This window comes from Streptomyces sp. NPDC043853, assembly GCF_056436025.1.
In genome coordinates, this window is the sequence record NZ_JBWKDJ010000006.1 from 381961 (window position 1) to 407538 (window position 25578).

Consider the following 25578-nt stretch of genomic DNA (forward strand, 5'->3'; position numbering starts at 1 on the left):
CAAATGATGACCACCCAGAACGAAAAAGTCGTTGAAGCGCTGCGGGCCTCCCTCAAGGAAACCGAGCGGCTGCGCCGCCGGAACCAGGAGCTCACCGACGCCTCCCGGGAACCCGTCGCGATCGTCGGCATGAGCTGCCGCTTCCCCGGCGGCGTCGGCTCGCCCGAGGACCTGTGGAAGCTCGTCGAGAGCGGCGGCGACGCCATCTCCGGCTTCCCCACCGACCGCGGCTGGGACGTCGAGTCGCTGTACGACCCCGACCCCGACCACCCCGGCACCACCTACGCCCGCCACGGCGGATTCCTCTACGGGGCACCCGAGTTCGACCCGGCCTTCTTCGGGATCTCCCCGCGCGAGGCCCTCGCCATGGACCCGCAGCAGCGCCTGCTGCTGGAAACCACCTGGGAGGTCTTCGAACGGGCCGGCATCGACCCGGCGACCCTGCGCGGCAGCCGGGCCGGCGTGTTCGTCGGCGCGTCCGCCAACGCGTACGGCGCCGGTTCGGGGGACCTGCCGGACGGGGTGGAGGGACACCTCCTCACCGGCACCGCCTCCAGCGTGGTCTCCGGCCGCCTCGCCTACACCTTCGGCCTGGAGGGCCCCGCCGCCACCGTCGACACGGCCTGCTCGTCCTCCTCCGTCGCCCTGCACATGGCCGTCCAGGCCCTCCGGCAGGGCGAATGCTCCCTGGCCGTGGCCGCCGGCGTCACCGTCCTCGCCGGCCCGGACGTCTTCGTCGAGTTCAGCCGCCAGCGCGGACTGTCGCCCGACGGCCGCTGCAAGTCCTTCGCCGAGGCGGCGGACGGCACCGGCTGGTCCGAGGGCGTCGGCGTCCTGCTGGTGGAACGCCTGTCCGACGCCCGCCGCAACGGACACCGGGTCCTGGCCCTCGTCCGCGGCTCCGCCGTCAACCAGGACGGCGCCAGCAACGGCCTCACCGCCCCCAACGGGCCCGCCCAGCAGCGCGTCATCCGCCAGGCCCTCGAAAGCGCCCGCCTCACCCCCGCCGACATCGACGCCGTCGAGGCCCACGGCACCGGCACCACCCTCGGCGACCCCATCGAGGCGCAGGCGCTGCTCGCCACCTACGGCCAGGACCGGCCGGCGGACCGTCCGCTGTGGCTGGGCTCCCTGAAGTCGAACATCGGGCACACCCAGAACACCGCCGGCATCGCCGGCATCATCAAGATGGTCATGGCGATGCGGCACGGGGTCCTGCCCCGGACCCTGCACGTCGACGCGCCGACCTCGCACGTCGACTGGGAGGCCGGTGCCGTCTCGCTGCTCACCGAGCAGCGGCCGTGGCCGCAGACCGGACGCCCCTACCGGGCCGGGGTCTCCGCCTTCGGCGTCAGCGGCACCAACGTCCACACCATCATCGAGCAGGCCCCGGAGGCCGACCGCGCCCCCGCTCAGCTGCCCGAGGACACCGCGCCGCGGGCGCCGCAGGTCCTGCCGTGGCTGCTCTCGGCGAAGAGCCGGGACGCCCTGCGCGAGCAGGCGGCACGGCTCCTCGGGTACGCCCGCGAGCACGACGGGACCGCCCCGCTCGACATCGCGTGGTCGCTGGCGGCGGGCCGGGCGCAGTTCGAGGACCGGGCGGCCGTCGTGGCCGCGGACCGCGAGGGGCTGCTGGCCGGCCTCGCCGCGCTGGCCGAGGGCGGTACGGCGGCCGGCGTGGTCACGGGCTCCCCGGCCGGCGGGAAGGTCGCCTTCCTGTTCACCGGGCAGGGCAGCCAGCGGCTCGGCATGGGCCGTGAGCTGTACGCGGCCCACCCCGTGTTCGCCCGGGCCCTCGACGCCGTCTGCGAGCGGCTGCAACTCCCGTTGAAGGAAGCCCTGTTCGGGTCGGACCCGGAGCTGCTGGACCGGACCGAGTACACCCAGCCCGCCCTGTTCGCGATCGAGGTGGCGCTGTTCCGCCTCGTCGAGTCCTGGGGCCTGAAGCCGGACTTCGTGGCCGGCCACTCGATCGGCGAGATCGCTGCCGCCCATGTGGCGGGCGTGCTGTCGCTGGACGACGCGTGCACGCTGGTCGCGGCGCGCGGCCGGCTGATGCAGGCGCTCCCGGCCGGCGGCGCCATGATCGCCGTGCAGGCCGCGGAGGACGAGGTCCTGCCGCTGCTCACCGACGGCGTCAGCATCGCCGCGGTCAACGGCCCGCAGTCGGTGGTCGTCGCCGGCGACGAGGACGCCGCCACCGCCGTCGCGGCCGGTTTCGAGGCCCAGGGCCGCAAGACCAAGCGCCTCACCGTCAGCCACGCCTTCCACTCGCCGCACATGGACGGCATGCTGGACGACTTCCGCGCGGTGGTGGCCGGGCTGACCTTCGGGACCCCCCGCATCCCGGTCGTCTCCAACCTCACCGGCGCCCTCGTCACCGACGAGATGGCCGCAGCCGACTTCTGGGTCCGGCACGTCCGCGAAGCCGTCCGCTTCCTCGACGGCGTCCGCGCCCTGGAAGCCGCCGGCGTGAGGGCGTACGTCGAACTCGGCCCCGACGGCGTGCTGTCCTCCCTCGCCCAGGACTGCGTCACCGAGGACGCCGTCTTCGTACCGGTCCTCCGCAAGGGCCGCGACGAGACCGAGGCCCTGGTCACCGCCCTCGCCCGGGCCCACGCCCACGGCCTCCGGGTCGACTGGCGGGCCTTCTACGCCGGCACCGGCGCCCGCCCGGCCGACGACCTGCCCACCTACGCCTTCCAGCGGCAGCGCTACTGGATCGAGCCGGGCAGCCGGATCGGTGACCTCACCGCGGCCGGTCTGCACGAGGCCGCGCACCCGCTGCTCGGCGCCATGGTCGCCCTCGCCGACTCCGACGGCCTCGCCTTCACCAGCCTGCTGTCCGCGGCCACCCACCCCTGGCTGGCCGACCACCGGGTCATGGGCAGCATCCTGCTCCCCGGCACGGCCTTCGTCGAACTGGCGGTCTGGGCCGGCGACCAGGCCGGCTGCGGCACCCTCGAGGAACTGACCCTCGAAGCGCCGTTCGTCCTGCCCGAACGCGGCGGCGTACAGCTCCAGATCAACGTGAGCGCACCCGACGCCGACGGCTCCGGCCGACGCTCCTTCAGCCTCTCCTCCCGCCCCGCGGACAGCGCCGCCAACGAGCCCTGGACCCGGCACGCCGGCGGTGTCCTCGCCCGCACCGCCGTCCCGGCCCGGTCGGTGTTCGCGGCCGGGCAGTGGCCCCCGGCCGGCGCCGAACCCCTCGCCACCGACGGCCTCTACGCCGACCTGGCCGAGGTCGGCATGGGCTACGGCCCGGCCTTCCGCGGTCTCACCGCCGCCTGGCGGCATGGCGACGGAGTCTGCGCCGAGGTCGCCCTCCCCGAGGAGACCGCCGCCACGGCAAGGGACTTCGGCCTCCACCCGGCGCTGCTGGACGCGGTGCTGCACACCCTCGGCCTCGGGGTGCTCGGCGGCACCGAGGGCGAGGGCCGGCTCCCGTTCGCCTGGAGCGGCGTGACCCTCCACGCGAGCGGCGCCGACGCCCTGCGTGTCCACCTCGCCCCGACCGGCGCGGGCGACGGCGTACGCCTGGAGATCGCGGACGTGACGGGCGCACCCGTCGCGACCGTGGACTCGCTCGTCCTGCGGGCCGTGTCGGCCGAGCAGGTCCGGGCGGCCCGCACCGCCCACCACGAGTCGGTGTTCCGCACCGAGTGGACGCCACTGCCCGCCACCACCGCGACCGGCACCGACACGGCCGCCGACACCGACGCCGACACCGACGCGGACGCGGACGGGGACGCGGACCTGCACGGCCGCTGGGCGGTCCTGGGGACCGAAGTCCCCACCGCCCTGCTCGGCGCGGGCCCCGGCCCGGACGCCGATGACATCGCCGTCTACGCGGACCCCGCCGAGCTGGCCGCCGCGGTCGACGCCGGAGCACCCGTCCCGCAGGCCCTGTTCGCCATCTGCGCCCCGGCCGGCTCCGCCGTGCCGGAGCTGTCCGCCGAGGCCGTGCACCGGGCCACGCACCACGCCCTCGCCCTCGCCCGGACCTGGCTGGGGGAGGAGCCGTTCACCGGCGACCGGTTCGCCGCCACCCGCCTCGTCGTCCTCACCTCGGGCGCGGTCGCGGCCGCCACCACCAGCACCGGCCCCGACGCCCTCACCGACCCCGTCCACGCGGCCGTACGCGGCCTGCTGCGCTCCGCACAGGCCGAGAACCCCGACCGGCTGCTGCTCCTCGACAGCGACGGCACCGAGGACTCCGCTCGCGCCCTGCCCGCCGCCCTCGCCGCAGCCCGGGCCGCCGGCGAGCCGGAACTCGCCCTGCGGGCCGGCACCGCCCTCGTACCGCGCCTCGCCCGGGTGCCCCGGCAGTCCGAGGAAGCGGAGCAGACGGAGGAGCAGCCGGCCCCGGAGGGCATCCGCTACGCGCCGGAGTCGACCGTCCTGATCACCGGCGCCGGCGGTCTCCTCGGCGGGCTGATCGCCCACCGACTCGTCGCCGAGCACGGCGTACGCCACCTGCTGCTCGTCGGCCGCCGCGGCGGCGCCACCCCCGAGGCCCGGCAGCTCGCCGACGAACTCACCGCCGCGGGCGCCTCGGTGACCTGGGCCGCCTGCGACGTCGCCGACCGCGACGCGCTGGCCGCCGTACTGGAGGCCGTCCCCGCCGAGCACCCGCTCGGAGCGGTCGTCCACACCGCCGGCGTCCTCGACGACGGCGTGATCACCTCCCTCACCCCCGAGCGCCTGTCGGCCGTCCTGCGCCCCAAGGCCGACGCGGCCGTCCACCTGCACGAGCTGACCCGCGACCTCGACCTGTCCGCCTTCCTCCTCTTCTCCTCCATCGGCGGCACCTTTGGCGGCGCCGGCCAGGGCAACTACGCCGCCGCCAACGTCTTCCTCGACGCCCTCGCCCACCACCGCCGATCCCTCGGGCTCCCCGCCACCTCCCTGGCCTGGGCCCTGTGGGCCGACGGCTCGGGCATGGCCGGCAGCCTCACCGAAGCCGACATCAGCCGTATGACCCGCGGCGGACTGCCCCCGCTGACCTCGGCCGAGGGCCTCGACCTGTTCGACCTCGCGCACCGCCTCGACGAGGCCGTCCCCGTCCTGATGCGCATCGACCCCACCGGGCTCCGCCCCCAGGCCCGGGCCGGCACCCTCTCCCCGCTGCTCCGCGGACTCGTCCGGGTCCCCGCCCGCCGGTCCGCGGGCACCGCGGCCGCTCTGGCCGCAGGCGCCTCCGGCCTGCGGCAGCGACTCGCCGGCCTCCCGGCCGCCGAGCAGGAGCGCACCCTCCTCGACCTCGTACGCAAGCAGGTCGCCACGGCCCTGGGCTACCCGAACGCCGCCGCCGTCGAACCGGGCCGCTCCTTCAAAGAGCTCGGCTTCGACTCGCTGACCGCCGTCGAGCTGCGCAACCTGCTCGGCGAGGCCACCGGCCGCCGCCTGCCCGCCACCCTCGTCTTCGACTACCCGACGGCCACCGCCCTCGCCCAGTACCTCCGCGAGGAGCTCGTCGGCGACCTCGCCGACGACGCCGGCACCGCAACCGGCACCGCCGGCGCCGACCGCCTCCCGGCCCGTCGGCGGGCCGCCGCCTCGGCAGGCGCCACCGCCACCGCCTCCACAACCGGCGACGACCCGATCGCCATCGTCGCGATGAACTGCCGCTTCCCCGGCGGCATCACCTCCCCCGAAGACCTGTGGCGGATGCTCGCCGAGGGCCGCGACGGCATCACCGCCTTCCCCGCCGACCGGGGCTGGGACCTCGACACCCTCTACAGCGACGACCCCGACCGCGAGGGCACCAGCTACGTCCGCGAGGGCGGCTTCCTGCACGAGGCCGCCGAGTTCGACGCCGCCTTCTTCGGGATCTCCCCGCGCGAGGCCCTCGCCATGGACCCGCAACAGCGCCTGCTGCTGGAAACCACCTGGGAGACCTTCGAACGCGCGGGCATCGACCCGACCGGCCTGCGCGGCAGCCGCACCGGCGTGTTCGTCGGCTCCAACGCCCAGGACTACCTCCAGCTCTGGCTCGACGACGCGGGCGCCGCCGACCTCGAAGGCCACCTCGGCACCGGCAACGCGGCCAGCGTGGTCTCCGGCCGCATCTCCTACACCTTCGGCCTGGAGGGCCCGGCCGTCACCATCGACACGGCCTGCTCCTCGTCGCTCGTCACCCTGCACCTCGCCGCCCAGGCCCTGCGCCGCGGCGAATGCACGATGGCCCTCGCGGGCGCCGTGACCATCATGTCCACGCCCGGCGCCTTCACCGAGTTCAGCCGCCAGCGCGGCCTGGCCGGCGACGGCCGCATCAAGGCGTTCGCGGCGGCCGCCGACGGCACGATCTGGTCCGAAGGCGTCGGCCTGCTCCTCCTGGAGCGGCTCTCCGACGCCCGCCGCAACGGCCACCCCGTCCTCGCCGTCGTCCGCGGCACCGCCGTCAACCAGGACGGCGCCTCCAACGGCCTCACCGCCCCCAACGGCCCCTCGCAGCAACGGGTCATCCGCGAGGCCCTCGCCGACGCCGGCCTCAGCGCCGCCGAGGTCGACGCCGTGGAGGCCCACGGCACGGGCACCCGGCTCGGCGACCCGATCGAGGCGCAGGCCCTGCTCGCCACCTACGGGCAGGACCGGCCGGAAGACCGGCCGCTGTTCCTGGGCTCGGTGAAGTCGAACATCGGCCACACCCAGGCCGTCGCCGGAGCCGCCGGCGTCATCAAGATGGTCATGGCCATGCGGCACGGGCTGCTCCCGCAGACCCTCCACATCGACGAGCCGACCCCCTACGTCGACTGGTCCGCCGGCGACATCGAGCTGCTGACCGAGCAGCGGACCTGGCCCGAGACCGGCCGCCCCCGCCGGGCCGGCATCTCCTCGTTCGGCTACAGCGGCACCAACGCCCACGCCGTCCTCGAACAGGCACCGCAGGAAGGCGAGTCGGCCCCGCAGATCCTGCCGGTCAACCCGGTCCTGCCGGTCCTGCCGTGGACGGTCTCCGGCCGCACCGCGGCCGCCCTGCGCGCCCAGGCCGCGCGCCTGCGTCCGGCCGCGGCCGAGGTGCTGGCGGAGTCCGGCGCCCGGGGCGCGGCCGCCCTCGGCCACTCCCTGGCCGTGCACCGGGCCGCCCTGGAGCACCGCGCGGTGGTGTTCGGCGAGCCGTCGGACGGCGAGGCACTCGTCGCCCGCCTGGACGCCCTCGCAGCCGGCGAGCAGGTTCCGGGGCTGGTGCAGGGCTCGGTGTCGGGCGGCGGGCTGGCCTTCCTGTTCACCGGGCAGGGCAGCCAGCGCCTCGGCATGGGCCGCGAGCTGTACGACGCCTTTCCCGTGTTCGCCCAGGCCCTCGACGCCGTCTGCGGGAAGCTCGCACTCCCGCTGAAGGACGTGCTCTTCGGGACCGACGCGGGCCTGCTGGACCGGACCGAGTGGACCCAGCCGGCACTGTTCGCGGTCGAGGTGGCGCTGTTCCGCCTCGTCGAATCGTGGGGTGTGCGACCGGACTTCGTGGCCGGCCACTCGATCGGCGAGATCGCCGCCGCGCACGTGGCCGGGGTCTTCTCGCTGGACGACGCGTGCACGCTGGTCGCGGCCCGCGGCCGGTTGATGCAGTCGCTCCCGGCCGGCGGCGCCATGATCGCCGTTCAGGCCTCGGAGGACGAGGTCCTGCCGCTGCTCACCGACGCCGACCGGGTGGGCATCGCCGCGGTCAACGGCCCGCAGTCGGTGGTCATCGCCGGCGACGAGGACGCGGCCGCCGCCATCGCCCAGCACTTCCGGGCCCAGGGCCGGAAGTGCAAGCGGCTGACGGTGAGCCACGCGTTCCACTCGCCGCACATGGACGGAATGCTGGACGACTTCCGCCAGGTGGTGACCGGGCTGACCTTCGAAGCCCCCCGCATCCCGGTCGTGTCCTGCCTGACCGGCGCACTCGTCACCGACGAGATGGCCTCCGCCGAGTTCTGGGTGCGGCACGTCCGGGACGCCGTGCGCTTCCTCGACGGCGTCCGCGCCCTCGAAGCCGCCGGTGCGACCACCTTCGTCGAGCTGGGTCCGGACGGCGTGCTGTCCGCCCTCGCCCAGGAATGCCTCACGGGCTCGGCCGACGTCGCCTTCGTGCCCCTTCTGCGTGCGGGCCGCCCGGAGGCGGAGACGGCGGTCGCCGCCGTCGCCCGCGCGTACGTGCGGGGCGTGGAGGTGGACTGGTCCGCGTTCTTCGCCGGTACCGGCGAAGAACGCGTCGAACTGCCGACGTACGCCTTCCAGCGGCAGCGCTACTGGCCGGAGAAGTCCCTGTCGAGCGGCAGTACGGTGCCCGACGCGGCACCCGGCGCGGTGGACGCCCGGTTCTGGGCGGCGGTGGAACACGGCGACCTCACGTCCCTCGCCGCCGAGCTGGAGGTGGACGCCGACGCACCGTTCAACGAGCTCGTCCCCGCCCTGTCCGCATGGCGCCGCCAGGGCCAGGAGCAGTCCGAGGTGGACCGCTGGCGCTACCGCGTCTCGTGGAAGCCGCTGACGGATGCCGCGGCCGCCGTCCGGCTGTCCGGTACCTGGCTGGTGGTGACGCCTGCCGCCGGTGTCGACGGTGCCGCGGCCGTGGTGGACGCCCTGGCCGTGCGTGGGGCCGAGGTCGGTCGGGTGGCCGTCGAGGCCGGTGCCGATCGTGAGGTTGTGGCCGGTCTGCTGGCCGGGGTCGAGGTCGGTTCGGTGGCGGGTGTGGTGTCGCTGCTGGCGCTGGACGAGGCCGCTGGTGTGGTGGCCACGGCTGTGTTGGTGCAGGCGTTGGGTGATGCCGGGGTGGAGGCGCCGTTGTGGTGCCTGACCCGTGGTGCGGTGAGCGTGGGCCGTTCGGACCGGCTGGTGTCCGCCGTTCAGGCCCAGACGTGGGGTCTGGGTCGGGTGGCGGCTCTGGAGCTGCCCGGGCGCTGGGGCGGTCTGGTGGACCTGCCGGAGGTGTGGGACGAGCGGGCCATGGGCCGGCTGGCCGGCCTCCTGGCGGGCGGTGTCGCAGGTGAGGACCAGGTCGCGGTCCGCTCCTCCGGGGTCTTCGGACGCCGCCTGGTCCGGGCGGCCCGGTCGGAGGGCTCCGCGACCTGGGCGCCGTCCGGGACGGTGCTGGTGACCGGGGGTACGGGTGCCCTGGGTGGCCGCGTGGCCCGCCGGCTGGCGGGTGCGGGTGCGGAGCGGCTGGTGCTGACCAGCCGCCGGGGCCCCGATGCTCCGGGCGCCGCCGAACTGGCTGCCGAGCTGGCGGAACTCGGCGTGGAGGTGTCGGTCGTGGCGTGTGACGCCGCCGACCGGGACGCCCTCCGCACGTTGCTGGCGGCCGAGGCCGGGACCCTGACGGCGGTCGTCCACACCGCCGGCGTCCTGGACGACGGTGTCCTGGACGCCCTGACCCCGGACCGCTTCGAGAGCGTGCTGCGGGCGAAGGCGACCTCCGCGCTCAACCTGCACGAGCTGACGGGCGAGCTCGGCATCGAGCTCTCCGCCTTCGTGCTGTTCTCCTCCATGAGCGGCACGATCGGTGCGGCCGGGCAGGGCAACTACGCCGCCGCCAACGCCTACCTCGACGCGCTCGCCGAGCAGCGCCGGGCCGCAGGCCTGGCCGCGACCTCGATCGCCTGGGGCCCGTGGGCCGAAGGCGGCATGGCCGCCGACGAGGCCCTCGAAGCCCGGATGCGCCGGGGCGGAGTACCGCCCATGAACGCAGACCTCGCCCTCATGGCGCTCCGGCAGGCCGTCGGCTCCGACGACGCCGCCCTGACGATCGTCGACTTCGACTGGGCGACGTTCGCGCCGGGCTTCACGGCGGTACGCGCGGGCCGGCTGCTCGGGGACCTGCCCGAGGCCGAGGCCGCCACCGGCGGCGCCCGGGCCGCGGGCGACCGTACCGACCGCTCGGGCGCCTCGCTCGCCGCGCACCTCGGGAGCCTGGCCGAGAGCGACCGGGAGCCGTTCCTGCTCGACCTGGTCCGCAAGGAGGTCGCCGAGGTCCTCGGCCACTCCGGCGCCGAGGACATCGAGGCCGGCCGGGCCTTCCGCGAGATCGGCTTCGACTCGCTCACCGCTGTCGAGCTGCGCAACCGGCTCGTCGCCGCCACCGGACTCCGGCTGCCGGCCACGCTCGTCTACGACTACCCGACGCCGGCCGCGCTCGCCGCCAACCTGCTCTCCGAACTCCTCGGCACGCAGGCCGTGGTGACCGGCCCGGTGGCCGCGGCCGCCGACGACGACCCGATCGCGATCGTCGCGATGAGCTGCCGCTTCCCCGGCGGCGTACGCACCCCCGAGGACCTCTGGCAGCTGCTGGCCTCCGGCACCGACGCGATCGCGGACCTCCCCCTGGACCGCGGCTGGGACCTCGACGCCCTGTACGACGCCGATCCGGGCGCAGAGGGCACCTCGTACACCCGACAGGGCGGCTTCCTCTACGACGCCGCCGACTTCGACGCCGACTTCTTCGGCATCTCCCCGCGCGAGGCTCTCGCCATGGACCCGCAGCAGCGCCTGCTGCTGGAGACCTCCTGGGAGGCGTTCGAACGGGCCGGTATCGACCCCGAGACCCTGCGCGGCAGCCAGGCCGGCGTGTTCGTCGGCACCAACGGCCAGGACTACCTGTCCGTGCTCCTGGAGGACCCGTCCGGCCTGGAGGGCCACCTCGGTACGGGCAACGCCGCCAGCGTGGTTTCCGGCCGTCTGTCGTACGTGTTCGGCCTCGAAGGCCCGGCCGTGACCGTCGACACCGCCTGCTCCTCCTCGCTGGTCGCCCTGCACTGGGCGATCCAGGCGCTCCGCGCCGGCGAATGCGACCTCGCCCTGGCAGGTGGCGTCACCGTGATGGCGACGCCCGGCACCTTCATCGAGTTCAGCCGGCAGCGCGGCCTGGCCGCCGACGGCCGGATCAAGGCCTTCGCGGCTGCTGCCGACGGCACCGGCTGGGGCGAGGGCGTCGGCATGCTGCTCGTGGAGCGGCTGTCGGACGCGCAGCGCAACGGCCACCCGGTCCTCGCCGTCGTGCGGGGCTCGGCGGTCAACCAGGACGGTGCCAGCAACGGCCTGACCGCCCCCAACGGCCCGTCCCAGCAGCGCGTCATCCGCGCCGCCCTGGCGAGCGCGAGCCTGACGGCCGCCGACGTGGACGCGGTCGAGGCCCACGGAACGGGCACGACCCTGGGCGACCCGATCGAGGCGCAGGCGCTGCTCGCCACGTACGGCCGGGACCGCACGGACGGTGAGCCGCTGTTCCTGGGCTCGGTGAAGTCGAACATCGGGCACACTCAGGCCGCCGCCGGTGTCGCGGGCGTCATCAAGATGGTGCTGGCCATGCAGCACGGAGAGCTGCCGCAGAGCCTCCACATCGACGCGCCCTCGCACCGGGTGGACTGGGAGGCGGGCGAGATCGAGCTGCTCACCGAGCGACGCGCGTGGCCCGAGACGGGTCGTCCGCGCCGGGCCGGCATCTCCTCGTTCGGCTTCAGCGGCACCAACGCCCACACGATCATCGAGCAGGCCCCGTCGGTGCGGGCTGCGGTCGAGGCGGAGGAGAACCCCCTGCCGCTGCCGCTGCTGGTCTCCGCGAAGAGCGAGCCGGCACTCCGCGCCCAGGCCGAGGGCCTGCGGGCACGGCTGCTCGCCGACCCCGCACTCCGCCCGGCCGACGTCGGCGTGACCCTCGCGACCGGCCGCTCCGCGTTCGAAGAGCGCGCGGCCGTGGTCGCCGACGACCGTGCGGGCCTGCTCGCCGGCCTCACCGCGCTGGCGGCGGGCGACCCGGCGGCAGGTGTGGTGACGGGCTCGCCGGCGGGGGGCAAGGTCGCCTTCCTGTTCACGGGACAGGGCAGCCAGCGCCTCGGCATGGGCCGCGAACTGTACGACGCCTTCCCCGTGTTCGCTGACGCGCTGGACGAGGTGTGCGCCCGGTTCGACCTCGACGTGCCGCTGAAGGACGTCCTGTTCGGAACGGACGCGGCTGTGCCGGACCGAACCGATGTGCTGGACCGGACGGAGTACACCCAGCCGGCGCTGTTCGCGATCGAGGTGGCGCTGTTCCGGCTCGTGGCGAGCTGGGGCCTCAAGCCGGACTTCGTTTCCGGCCACTCCATCGGTGAGATCGCGGCCGCGCACGTCGCCGGGGTCCTTTCGCTGGACGACGCGTGCACGCTGGTCGCGGCCCGCGGCCGGCTGATGCAGGCGCTCCCGGCCGGCGGCGCCATGATCGCGCTGCAGGCCTCGGAGGACGAGGTCCTGCCGCTGCTGACCGACGCCGACCGGGTGGGCATCGCCGCCGTCAACGGCCCGCAGTCGGTGGTCATCGCCGGCGACGCGGACGCGGCCGCCGCGATCGCCGAGCACTTCCGGGCCCAGGACCGGAAGACCAAGCAGCTCACCGTCAGCCACGCGTTCCACTCGCCGCACATGGACGGCATGCTGGACGACTTCCGCCACGTAGTGGCGGGTCTGTCCTTCGCCGCCCCCCGCATCCCGGTCGTCTCCAATCTGACCGGAGCCCTCGTCTCGGACGAGATGGGCACGGCGGACTTCTGGGTGCGGCATGTCCGCGAGGCCGTCCGCTTCCTCGACGGCATCCGGGCCCTGGAGGCCGCGGGCGTGACGACGTACGTCGAGCTCGGGCCGGACGGCGTACTGTCCGCCCTCGGCCAGGAGTGCGTCCGCGAGACAGGAGCCGCCTTCGTGCCCGCCGTGCGCAAGGGCCGCCCGGAGGCCGAGATGGTGATGGCCGCCCTGGCCCGGAGCCATGTCCGCGGGATCTCCGTCGACTGGCAGGCCGTCTACGGGGCCGGAGCCGTACGGGTCGACCTGCCGACGTACGCCTTCCAGCGCCGCCGGTACTGGCCGGAAGCCGCACTGGTGCAGCGCCGCGTGGCCGCGGGCGGCGGATCGGGCGCGGACGGATGGCGCTACCGGGTGTCGTGGAAGCCGCTGGCGGACGTGGCCTCCGGCCATCGTGTGTCCGGATCCTGGCTGGTCGTGACGCCTGCCGCCGCGGGCGTGGACGACACCGCCGTCGTAGGCGCCCTCGCCGTGCGTGGGGCCGAGGTCCGTCGGGTGGTCGTCGAGTCCGGTGCCGATCGTGAGGTTGTGGCCGGTCTGCTGGCCGGGGTCGAGGTCGGTTCGGTGGCGGGTGTGGTGTCGCTGCTGGCGATGGACGAGGCGGCCGGTGTCGTCGCCACTGCCGTGCTGGTGCAGGCGTTGGGTGATGCCGGGGTGGGGGCGCCGTTGTGGTGCCTGACCCGTGGTGCGGTGAGCGTGGGCCGTTCGGACCGCCTCGTCTCGGCGGTGCAGGCCCAGACGTGGGGTCTGGGCCGGGTGGCGGCTCTGGAGCTGCCCGGGCGCTGGGGTGGTCTGGTGGACCTGCCCGAGGTGTGGGACGAGCGGGCCATGGGCCGGCTGGTCGGCCTCCTGGCGGGCGGTGCGGCTGGTGAGGACCAGGTCGCGGTCCGCTCCTCCGGGGTCTTCGGACGCCGCCTCGTCCGCGCCGCCGCAGGCACCTCCGAGTCGTGGGTGCCGTCCGGGACGGTGCTGGTGACCGGGGGTACGGGTGCTCTCGGTGGGCATGTGGCCCGGTGGCTGGCGGGTGCGGGTGCGGAGCGGCTGGTGCTGACCAGCCGCCGGGGCCCCGATGCCCCGGGCGCCGCCGAACTGGCTGCCGAGCTGGCGGAACTCGGCGTTGAGGTCTCGGTCGTGGCGTGTGACGCCGCCGACCGGGACGCCCTCCGTACGCTGCTGGCGGCCGAGGCCGACACCCTGACGGCGGTCGTCCACACCGCCGGAATCCTGGACGACGGTGTTCTGGACGCGCTGACGCCGGACCGCTTCGAGAGCGTGCTGCGGGCGAAGGTGACATCCGCGCTGCACCTCCACGAGCTGACGGGCGAACTCGGTATCGAGCTCTCCGCCTTCGTGCTGTTCTCCTCCGTCACCGGGACCTGGGGAACCGCGGGTCAGGCCAACTACGCCGCCGCCAACGCCCACCTCGACGCGCTCGCCGAGCAGCGCCGGGCCGCAGGCCTGGCCGCGACCTCGATCGCCTGGGGCCCGTGGGCCGAGGGCGGCATGGCCGCCGACCAGGCCCTCGAAGCCCGGATGCGCAAGGGCGGCGTACCGCCCATGAACGCCGAAGCGGCCGTCGACGCCCTCCAGCGCGCCCTCGACGCGAACGACACCGTCGTCGCCGTCGCGGACGTCGACTGGGAGCGCTTCGCCCCCGGCTTCACCGCGGTCCGCCCCAGCCGCCTCCTCGCCGAACTGCCCGAGGCCCGCGGCGCCTTCGCCGCCCTGGCCGCCGGCGAAACCCCGGGCGACACGCCCGCTGGCGGCCGGGACTCCCTCGCGCAGCGGCTGGCGGGCCTCTCCGCCGCCGAACGCGACCGGCTGCTGCTCGACCTCGTCCGCAAGGAGGTCGCCGCGGTCCTCGGCCACGCCGGAGCGGAGAGCATCGCCGCGGGACGGGCGTTCAAGGAGCTCGGCTTCGACTCGCTGACCGCCGTCGAACTCCGCAACCGGCTCGGCGCGGCCACCGGGCTGCGCCTCCCCGCCACCCTGATCTACGACTACCCGACCTCCGCCGACCTGGCGGACCACCTGCGCCGCGAACTCCTCGGCGCCGGGGCCGAACCGGCCGCTCCCGTCCTCGCGGCCCGGGCCGCCGACGACGACCCGATCGCGATCGTCGCGATGAGCTGCCGCTTCCCCGGCGGGGTGCGCACCCCCGAGGAGCTCTGGCAGCTGCTGGCCGCCGGCGGCGACGCCATCGGCGAGTTCCCGGCCGACCGCGGCTGGGACGCCGAGGAACTGTTCGGGTCGCGGTTCGGGCAGGAGGCCTCGTACGCCCGCGAAGGCGGATTCCTCTACGACGTCGCGGAGTTCGACCCCGGCTTCTTCGGGATCTCCCCGCGCGAGGCCCTGGCCATGGACCCGCAGCAGCGGCTCCTGCTGGAGACCTCCTGGGAGGCCTTCGAGCGGGCCGGCATCGACCCGTCGTCGGTGCGCGGCAGCCAGACCGGCGTGTTCGTCGGCACCAACGGCCAGGACTACCTGTCGCTCGTGCTGAACTCCGCCCACGGCGGCGACGGCTTCATGAGCACCGGCAACTCCGCCAGTGTCGTCTCCGGCCGACTCTCCTACGTGTTCGGGCTGGAAGGCCCGGCCGTGACCGTCGACACCGCCTGCTCGGCGTCCCTCGTTTCGCTGCACCTGGCGGTGCAGGCGCTCCGCAGCGGCGAGTGCTCGATGGCCCTGGCCGGCGGTGTCACCGTGATGTCGACTCCGGGCGCCTTCGTCGAGTTCAGCCGGCAGGGCGGGCTCGCCCCGGACGGCCGGATCAAGGCGTTCGCGGCGGGTGCGGACGGTACGGGCTGGGGTGAGGGTGTCGGCATGCTGCTCGTGGAGCGGCTGTCGGACGCGCGGGCCAACGGGCACCCGGTGCTGGCTGTGGTGCGTGGTTCGGCCATGAACCAGGACGGTGCGAGCAATGGTCTGACGGCGCCGAACGGGCCCTCGCAGCAGCGGGTGATCCGTGCCGCGCTGGCGAGTGCCGGGCTGTCGGCCGCCGAGGTCGACGCGGTCGAGGCGCACGGCACCGGCACCAAGCTCGGCGACCCGATCGAGGCGCAGGCTCTGCTGGCCACGTACGGGCAGGACCGTCCGGAGGACCGGCCGCTGCTGCTGGGTTCGATCAAGTCGAACATCGGTCACACACAGGCCGCGGCCGGTGTGGCCGGTGTGATCAAGATGGTGCTGGCGATGCGTCACGGGGTGCTGCCGCAGACCCTGCACGTGGACGAGCCCACCCCGCACGTCGACTGGACCGCGGGCGACCTCGAGCTCCTCACCGAGCGGCGGGCCTGGCCCGAGACCGGGCGGCCGCGCCGGGCCGGCGTGTCCTCGTTCGGTGTGAGCGGTACGAACGCCCACACCATCCTCGAACAGGCACCGGCGGCAGAAGCCCCCGAGCCGGCCGGACCGGAGAACCCCGGCCCGTGGCCGTGGATCCTCTCGGGCCGCACCGGGACCGCCCTGCGCGAGCAGGCCGCCCGCCTCCTCGCCCACCTCGACGGGCAGGCCGGGAGCGGCGCGCACGGCGGGCCGCGGCCGGTGGACATCGGCCACTCGCTCGCGGCCGGCCGGGCGGTCCTCGACCACCGCGCCGTGATCGTCGCCGGAGCGGGGGAGGAGCACCGCGAGGCGCTGACCGCGCTGGCGGCGGGCGACTCCGCCGCCCCGCTCACCCAGGGCGTGGCCCGGGCGGAACGGCAGGTGGCCTTCCTGTTCACCGGCCAGGGCAGCCAGCGGCTCGGCATGGGCCGCGAACTGTACGACACCCACCCGGTGTTCGCGGACGCGCTCGACGCGATCTGCGCCCGCATGGACGTCCACCTCGAACTGCCCCTGAAGGACGTGCTGTTCGGATCCGATCCGACCCTGCTCGACCGGACCGGGTTCACCCAGCCGGGGCTGTTCGCCTTCGAAGTGGCGCTGTACCGGCTGGTCGAGAGCCTGGGCCTGCACCCGGACTACCTGTCCGGCCACTCCATCGGCGAGATCGCCGCCGCGCACGTGGCGGACGTCCTGTCGCTGGACGACGCGTGCACGCTGGTCGCCGCCCGCGGCCGGCTGATGCAGGCCCTCCCGGCCGGCGGCGCCATGATCGCCGTCCAGGCCTCGGAGGACGAGGTCCTCCCGCTGCTCGCCGACACCGACCGGGTGGGCGTCGCGGCCGTCAACGGCCCCCGGTCCGTGGTCATCGCCGGTGACGAGGACGTCGCGGCGGCGATCGCCGGGCGCTTCGAGGCGGACGGCCGGAAGACCAAGCGGCTCACCGTCAGCCACGCCTTCCACTCGCCCCACATGGACGGCATGCTGGCCGACTTCCGCAAGGTCGCCGAGCGGCTCACGTACGGGGCCCCGCGCATCCCCGTCGTGTCCAACCTGACCGGTGCCCTCGCCGGCGACGAGATGGCCACGGCCGACTTCTGGGTGCGGCACGTCCGGGAGGCCGTCCGCTTCCTCGACAGCGTCCGCGCCCTGGAGGCCGCCGGAGTCACGGCGTACGTCGAGATCGGGCCCGACGGCGTGCTGTCCGCGCTCGCCCAGGACTGCCTGACCGGCGACGGCGACGGCGACGGCGACACCGCGGGCACCGGCAGTGCCGACCGTGCGGTCTTCGTGCCCGTGCTCCGCAAGGGCCGGCCCGAGGCCGGGACCCTCGTCTCCGCCCTCGGCCGGGCCCACGTCCACGGCGTCGGCGTCGACTGGACGGCGTACTACTCCGGCGCCGGCGCCCGGCGCGTCGACCTGCCCACCTACGCCTTCCAGCGCGAGCGCTACTGGGTCGACTCCTTCGCCGCCGCCGAGGACGCCACCTCGCTCGGCCTCGAACCGGCCGGGCACCCGCTGCTCGGCGCCGCGGTCGAACTGCCCGGCACCGGCGGGTTCCTGTTCACCGGCCGGCTCTCCCGCCGCACGCACCCGTGGCTGGCCGACCACGTCGTCGCCGACTCCGCGGTCGTGCCGGGCGCGGCCCTCGTCGAGCTCGCGCTGCGGGCCGGGGACGAGGTCGGCTGCGGCCACCTGGCGGAGCTGACCGCCGAGGAGCCGCTCGTCCTCCCGGAGGACGGGGCCGTACAGATCCGGCTCACCGTGGGCGGAGCCGACGACACCGGCCGCCGCCAGGTCGAGATCCACGGCCGCACCGGGGCGGGCGACGGCGACGGGCCGTCCGGCGGGGCCTGGTCCCGGCACGCCACCGGGTTCCTCACCGCGGACGCGGCCGAGGACACCGGCGCGACTGCGGGCACCGGCGCGACCGCGGGCACCGGCGAAACCGGCGACACGGCGTCCTGGCCGCCCGCCGGAGCCGACGAGGTCTCCGTCGACGCGGTCCGCGACCGGCTCGCCGCCGCAGGCCTCTACCACGGACCCGCCCTGCGGACCCTGACCCGGATCTGGGTACGGGGCGAGGAGGTCTTCGCGCAGGCCCGGCTGTCCGGCGAACAGGGCTCCTCCGCGGGCGGATTCGGCCTGCACCCGGCCCTGCTCGACGCCGCGGTCCAGGCGCTCGCGGCGACCACCGCCGCCGGCGCTGGCACCGCCGCACGCGAGCCCCTCGCCTGGCGCGGGGTGGCCCTGCACGCGGTCGGCGCCGACGCGCTGCGCCTGCGGATCACCGCCCCCGACGGCACCGGTACGGTGTCCGTCGAACTGGCCGACGAACAGGGCGCACCCGTCGCGTCCGTCCGGGCGCTGGTGACCCGGGAGCTCGACGCCGAGCGGTTCGCGGCGGCCCCGGACGCGGCATCGCAGGACGGGCTGTTCCGCCTCGACTGGGTGCGCACGGCGGCGCCGGCCCGCCCTGCCGCCGCGACCTTCGCGGTCATCGGCGACGCCGCGGGCGACGCCGACGGAGCCCACGCCCGCCTGGCCGCCGCGCTGGGCCGGGCCGGAGTGCCCGCCGCCCGGTACGCCGACCCGGCAGCACTGGACGAGGCCGTCACGGCCGGCCGGCAGCCGATGCCCGACACCGTGGTCGTGCCGTTCATGACGGCCGCCGCCACCGGCACCACGGCAGCGGACGCCGACCGCCTCGGGCAGGACGTCCGGGAGGTCACGCACCGCGTGCTCGCGACCGTGCAGGGCTGGCTGGACGACGGCCGCTTCGCCGGCACCCGCCTGGCCGTCATCACCCGGGGCGCCGTGGCGGCCCACGAGGACACCGAGGCCGCCGACCTCGCCCACACCCCGGTGTGGGGCTTGCTGAGGGCCGCGCAGACCGAGCACCCGGACCGCTTCGTCCTCGTCGACCTCGACGACGCCGAAGCCTCCGGCCGGGCCCTGCCCGGTGCCCTCGCGTCCGACGAACCCGAACTGGCCGTACGCGGCGGTGCCCTGTACGCACCCCGCCTGGCCCGGGTGGACGCCCGGATGGCGCAGACCGGCGAACCGGCCGGCCGCATCGACACCAGCGGCACGGTCCTCGTCACCGGGGCCGGCGGCGGACTCGCCGGCCTCCTCGCCCGCCACCTGGTCACCGAGCACGGCGTACGCCACCTGCTGCTCACCGGCCGCAGGGGCGCCGACACCGAGACCGCGCCCGAACTGACCGCGCAGCTCACCGCGTTGGGCGCCGAGGTCACCTGGGCGGCCTGCGACGTCGCCGACCGGGGGGCGCTCGCCGCGCTCCTGGAATCCGTACCGGCCGAGCACCCGCTGACGGCGGTCGTACACACCGCGGCCGTGCTCGACGACGGCGTCGTGGACCTGCTCACCCCCGAGCGCGTCGACCGGGTCCTGCGGCCCAAGGTGGACGGGGCGCTGCACCTGCACGAACTGACCCGCCACCTCGACCTCTCGGCGTTCGTCCTGTTCTCCGCCGCCGCGGGCACCCTCGGCGCCGCCGGCCAGGCCAACTACGCCGCGGCGAACGTGTTCCTCGACGCCCTCGCCCGGCACCGGCGGGCCCACGGCCTGCCCGGACTGTCCCTGGTGTGGGGCATGTGGGCAGAGGAACGCGGCATGGCGGGCAGGCTCACCGCGGCGGAGCGGGAACGCGCCGCACGCGGCGGAGTCGCCCCCCTGTCCGCGGCGGAGGGCCTGGCCCTGTTCGACGCCGCGCTGGCAGCCGACGGCGAGCCGGTCCTGCTGCCGATCCGCCTCGACCTGCCCGTCCTGCGGGCCCGGGCCGCGGACGGCGGACTCCTGCCCGTGTTCCGCGGGCTGGTCCGGACACCGGTGCGGCAGCGCCGGGCGGCGGCGCTGCCGCCCGGCGCCAACCGGGCGGAGGAGACGGCAGCGGCCGCGTCCCCCGGGGCCGGCGGCAGGACGCTCACCGAGCGGCTCGCCGCCCTGCCGGCGGCCGAGCGGGAGCGGACCGTGGTGGACCTGGTGCGCGGCCAGGTGGCCGCCGTACTCGGGTACAGGTCGGCCGAAGTCATCGGCGAGGAGCAGGCGTTCAAGGAGCTCGGCTTCGACTCGCTGACCGCCGTCGAACTCCGCAACCGGCTCGGGGCGGCTGCCGGCCTCCGGCTGCCCGCCACGATGGTCTACGACTACCCGACCCCGGCCGCCCTCGCCCGGCACCTGCTGGACGAGGTCGCGCCGGACGGCACCGCGGAGCGCAAGCTCTCCGTGCTGGAGGAACTCGACCGCCTGGAGAGCACCTTCTCCTCCCTGGATCCGGCGGACCTGGCCGCAGCGGCCGGCGACGACGCGGCGCACGCACGCGTCGCCGTACGCCTCCAGACGCTGCTGGCCCAGTGGAACGACGCCCGCCGCACCGACGGCGAGGCGACCACCGCGGACGAGATCGAGGACGCCAGCGACGACGAGCTGTTCGCGCTCATCGACAAGAAGTTCGGCCAGGGCTGAACCCCACCCACCCCCAGGCCGTACCGCCGGACCCCCTGTTCCGGCGGTACGGCCACCGCCTTCCCGAATTTCCTCACATACCCTCGGGTCCCTCCGACTTCCTTGAATTCCCTTGCATTCCCCTGAGTCCCTCCGCGGTCTCGACCACGTGAATAGGTGAAGCGCCAGTGGCGAACGAAGCAAAGCTCCGCGAATACCTCAAGAAGGTCACGACGGATCTCGACGAGGCGTACGGACGCCTGCGGGACATCGAAAGCCAGGCCCATGAGCCCATCGCCATCACGGCCATGAGCTGCCGCTTTCCCGGAGGCGTACGGACCCCCGAGGAACTGTGGGACCTGCTCGCCGCCGGCGGCGACGCCCTCACCGAATTCCCCGCGGACCGGGGCTGGGACCTGGACCACCTGTTCTCGGACGACCCCGACGAGCCGGGCACCTCGACCACCCGCGAGGGCGGCTTCCTCACCGGCGCCTCCGCCTTCGACGCCGACCTCTTCGGGATCTCCCCGCGCGAGGCCATGGCCATGGACCCGCAGCAGCGACTGCTGCTGGAGACCTCCTGGGAGGCGTTCGAGCGGGCCGGCATCGATCCGGGCCGCCTGCGCGGCAGCCAGTGCGGCGTGTTCGTCGGCATGAACGGCTCGGACTACCTGACTCCGCTCCTGGAAGCCGCCGAGGACTACGCGGGCCACCTCGGCACCGGCAACGCCTCCAGCGTCCTCTCCGGCCGGCTCTCGTACTCCTTCGGCCTCGAAGGCCCCGCCGTCACCGTCGACACCGCCTGCTCCGCCTCGCTCGTCGCCCTCCACCTCGCCGTGCAGGCACTGCGGGCGGGGGAGTGCACCCTGGCCGTCGCCGGCGGCGTGCACGTGATGTCCACCCCCGGCCTCTTCGTCGAGTTCAGCAAGCAGCGCGGGCTGTCCGCGGACGGCCGGTGCAAGGCGTTCGCCGCGGGAGCCGACGGCTTCGGTCCCGCCGAAGGCGTGGGCGTGCTGCTGCTGGAGCGGCTCTCCGACGCACGGAGGAACGGCCGCCCCGTGCTGGCCGTGGTCCGGGGCTCGGCCGTCAACCAGGACGGCGCCAGCAACGGCCTCACCGCCCCGAACGGGCCCTCGCAGCAGCGGGTCATCCGGCAGGCCCTCGCCAACGCCCGGCTCTCCACCGACCAGGTCGACGCCGTCGAGGCCCACGGCACGGGCACCTCGCTCGGCGACCCGATCGAGGCGCAGGCCCTGCTCGCGACGTACGGGCAGGACCGCCCGGCGGACCGGCCGCTACTGCTGGGGTCGGTCAAGTCCAACATCGGGCACACCCAGGCCGCCGCCGGTGTGGCCGGCGTCATGAAGATGGTCCTGGCCATGCAGCACGGAGTTCTGCCGCAGAGCCTCCACATCGACGAGCCCTCCCCGCACGTGGACTGGGAGGCCGGCGCCGTCGCCCTGCTCACCGAGCACACGCCGTGGCCCGAAACGACCCGTCCGCGCCGTGCGGGCGTGTCCTCGTTCGGGTTCAGCGGCACCAACGCGCACGTGATCGTGGAGCAGGCGCCGGAGGCGGAGGCCCAGGAGGCGGAGTCTTCGCAGGAGGAGCCCGGCTCGGTGATGCCGGTGGTGCCGTGGGTGCTGTCGGGCAGGAGTGCGACGGCGCTGCGTGCGCAGGCGGAACGCCTGTCGGGGCTGCTCGCCGGTGCGGCCGGGACCGCGGCCGATCCGGTCGACGTGGGCTGGTCGCTGGCGTCCACGCGGGCGGCGCTGGAGCACCGGGCCGTGGTGCTGGGCGACCATGCTGCGGGTGTCGGCGCCGTGGCGTCGGGTGCGATGGCCGCGGGCGTGGTGACCGGGTCCGTGGTCGGCGGCAAGACGGCGTTCGTGTTCCCGGGGCAGGGCTCGCAGTGGGTGGGCATGGCGGAGACTCTGCTGGAGTCCTCGCCGGTGTTCGCTGCCCGGGTGGAGGAGTGTGCGAAGGCGCTGGAGCCCTTCACCGACTGGTCGCTGACGGACGTCCTCCGCGGCGTCGACGGCGCGCCCCCCCTGGACCGGGTCGACGTGGTCCAGCCCGCTCTCTTCGCGGTGATGGTGTCGCTGGCAGAGGTCTGGCGGTCCTTCGGGGTGCGCCCCGGGGCCGTGATCGGCCATTCGCAGGGTGAGATCGCGGCCGCGTGCGTGGCGGGGATCCTGTCGCTCGAGGATGCGGCCCGGGTGGTGGCCTTGCGCAGCCAGGCGATCGGTCGGGTGCTGGCGGGTCTGGGCGGGATGGTGTCCGTGCCGTTGCCGGCGGCGGAGGTCCGGGAGCGGATCGCCCCGTGGGGCGAGGAGCGGATCTCCGTCGCCGCCGCCAATGGCCCGTCCTCGGTGGTGATTTCCGGCGAGGTCCAGGCCCTGGAGGAGTTCCTTGCCGCCTGTGAGGCGGACGGGGTGCGGGCGAAGCGGATCGCGGTGGACTACGCCTCCCACTCCGCGCAGGTGGAACTGCTGAGGGAGGAGCTGGCCGGGCTGCTGGCGCCGATCACGCCCCGCGAGGCTGAGGTGCCGTTCCTGTCGACCGTCACCGGTGAGTGGGTCACCGGGCCCGAGCTGGACGCCGGTTACTGGTTCCGCAACCTGCGGCAGACGGTGGAGCTGGAGCAGGCCACCCGGACGTTGCTGGAGCAGGGCTTCGGTGTCTTCGTCGAGTCCAGCCCGCACCCCGTCCTGACCGTCGGCCTGCAGGAGACCGCCGAGGACGCCGGCCGCAAGGCGGCAGTCCTGGGATCCCTGCGCCGCAACGACGGCGGGCTGGAACGGTTCTGGCTCTCCCTCGGCGAGGCCTACGCACACGGTGTGGCCGTGGACTGGGACGCCGTCTTCGCCGGGACCGGCGCCCGGCGCGTGGACCTGCCCACCTACGCCTTCCAGCCGCAGCGGTTCTGGCCGGAGCCGGCGCCCGTCGAGCCGGCGGCGGGCCCTGCCGAGAGCGCGCTCGACGCCCGGTTCTGGGACGCCGTCGAGCGCGAGGACGTGACGGCGCTGGCCGAGGCCCTGGCCTTCGACACCCCCGACGCGATCCAGTCGCTGGGCACCGTCCTGCCCGGCCTCTCCTCCTGGCGGCGGCAGAGCCGCGAGGAGTCCACCGTCGACGGCTGGCGCTACCGCGTCACGTGGAAGCCGCAGGCCGACGGCCCGGCGAAGCCGCAGTTGTCGGCCACCTGGCTGATCGTCGTGCCCGAGGCCCCGGCCGGTCCGGCCGGGGACACGGTCGCCGGTGTGCTGCGCACGCTCGCCGAACACGGCGCCGAGGTGCGGACCGTGACCGTCCCGGCCGACGGGGCCCACCGGAACGCCCTCGCCACCGCCTTCAAGGCCGCCGTCGGCGACGGCGCCGAACCAGCCGGCGTGCTCTCCCTCCTCGCTCTCGGCGGCGAGCGGCCGTTCGCCGCCGGGCTGGCGCTCTCGCAGGCGCTCGGTGACGTCGGTGTGGCCTCGCCCCTGTGGTGTGCCACCCGGGGCGCGGTCGCCACCGGGCGGGCGGACCGGATCGAGGACCCGGAGCAGGCGCTGCTCTGGGGCTTCGGCCGGGTCGCCTCCATGGAGCAGGGAGGCCGTTGGGGCGGCCTGGTCGACCTGCCCCCGCAGGTCGACGACCGCGCCCTCGAACGGCTGGTCGCGGTCCTGGCCGGCGACGGCACCGAGGACCAGGTCGCCGTACGGTCCTCCGGGCTCCTCGTACGCCGCCTCGTCCGGGCCCGGCTGGCCGACACCCCGGCGGTACGGGACTGGCGGCCGAGCGGGACGACCCTGGTCACCGGCGGTACGGGCGCGCTCGGCGCGCACGTGGCCGGTTGGCTGGCGGCGAACGGCGCCGAGCACATCGTCCTGGCCGGCCGGCGCGGTCCCGACGCGCCCGGCGCCGCCGAGCTCCGCGAGGACCTCGTGGCGCTCGGCGCCGAGGTGACGATCGCCGCCTGTGACGTCAGCGACCGTGACGCCCTCGCCGCGCTCCTCGCGACCATCCCCGCCGAGCGGCCGCTGACCGCCGTCGTGCACACGGCGGCCGTCCTCGACGACGGGGTCATCGAGACGCTCACGCCCGAGCAGGTCGAGCGGGTGCTGCGGGTCAAGGTCGACGCGACCCGGCACCTGCACGAGCTGACCCGCAACCTCGACCTCACCGCCTTCGTCCTCTTCTCCTCCTCGTCCGCCACCTTCGGCGGCCCCGGCCACGGCAACTACGCGCCCGGCAACGCCTTCCTGGACGCGTTCGCCGAGTACCGGCGGACCCTCGGGCTGCCCGCCACCTCCGTCGCCTGGGGCCCGTGGGGCGACGGCGGCATGGCCGAAGGCGCCGTCGAGGACCGGATGCGCCGGCACGGCATCCTGGCGATGGACCCCGAGCGGAGCCTGGTCGCGCTGGGCCACGCCCTGGACCGGGACGAGACCACCCTGACCGTGGCCGACATGGACTGGAAGCGGTTCACCCTCGCCTTCACCGCCGACCGGGCGCGGCCGCTGCTGCTGGAACTCCCCGAGGCCCGACGGGTCATCGAGAGCGCCGAGCGGGAGTCCGCCGAGGACCTGGCCGGGGGAGTGCCGATCGGCCGGCAGCTCGCCGGGCTGCCCGAGGTCGAAGTGGAACGGCTGCTGCTCGACCTGGTGCGCACGGCCGTCGCGGCCGTCCTCGGGCACGCCGACCTCACCGCCGTCGAGGCCGGCCGCGCCTTCAAGGAACTCGGCTTCGACTCCCTCACCTCCGTCGAGCTGCGCAACCGCCTCGGCGCGGTCAGCGGCCTGAAGCTGCCGGCCAGCCTGGTCTTCGACCACCCCACACCGGCAGCGGTGGCCGCCTTCCTGAGGGCCGGGATCGTGCCCGACGCGGCGGCGGGCGGCGCCCCGCTGCTGGAAGAGCTTGACAAGCTGGAGGCCGTACTGGAACGAGGGACCCCCGACGGCGTCGTACGGGCCCGGGTGACGATGCGGCTGCAGGCGCTGCTGGCGAAGTGGAACGACAGCGAGGAGCCCGCGGCCGCCGCCCGGAGCACCGGTCCGGGCGCCGGGGACGGGACCGTGCAGGCCGGTCACGGCGGCACGGCGGACACCCTCGCCGACGGCGTGCCGGACGACGTCGACGTCGAACAGCTCCAGGACGCCAGCGACGAGGAGCTGTTCGCGTTTATCAACAAGGGCCTCGGACGTTATTGACGATTCGGTGTTCCATTGGTGAATATGGCCGGCCTCCCTGCTCATCGAAACGGGG

General features: G+C 75.0%; 2 protein-coding genes. Both read left to right on the forward strand.

The window, feature by feature from the left end; genetic code table 11:
• Window positions 1–3 precede the first annotated feature (3 nt).
• Complete coding sequence (locus AC067U_RS19020; protein ID WP_478830883.1) at window positions 4–20349, forward strand: type I polyketide synthase; 20346 nt, start codon at window positions 4–6, stop codon at window positions 20347–20349.
• A gap of 167 nt (window positions 20350–20516) precedes the next feature.
• Complete coding sequence (locus AC067U_RS19025) at window positions 20517–25523, forward strand: type I polyketide synthase (protein ID WP_478830884.1); 5007 nt, start codon at window positions 20517–20519, stop codon at window positions 25521–25523.
• The last annotated feature ends 55 nt before the right edge of the window (window positions 25524–25578 follow it).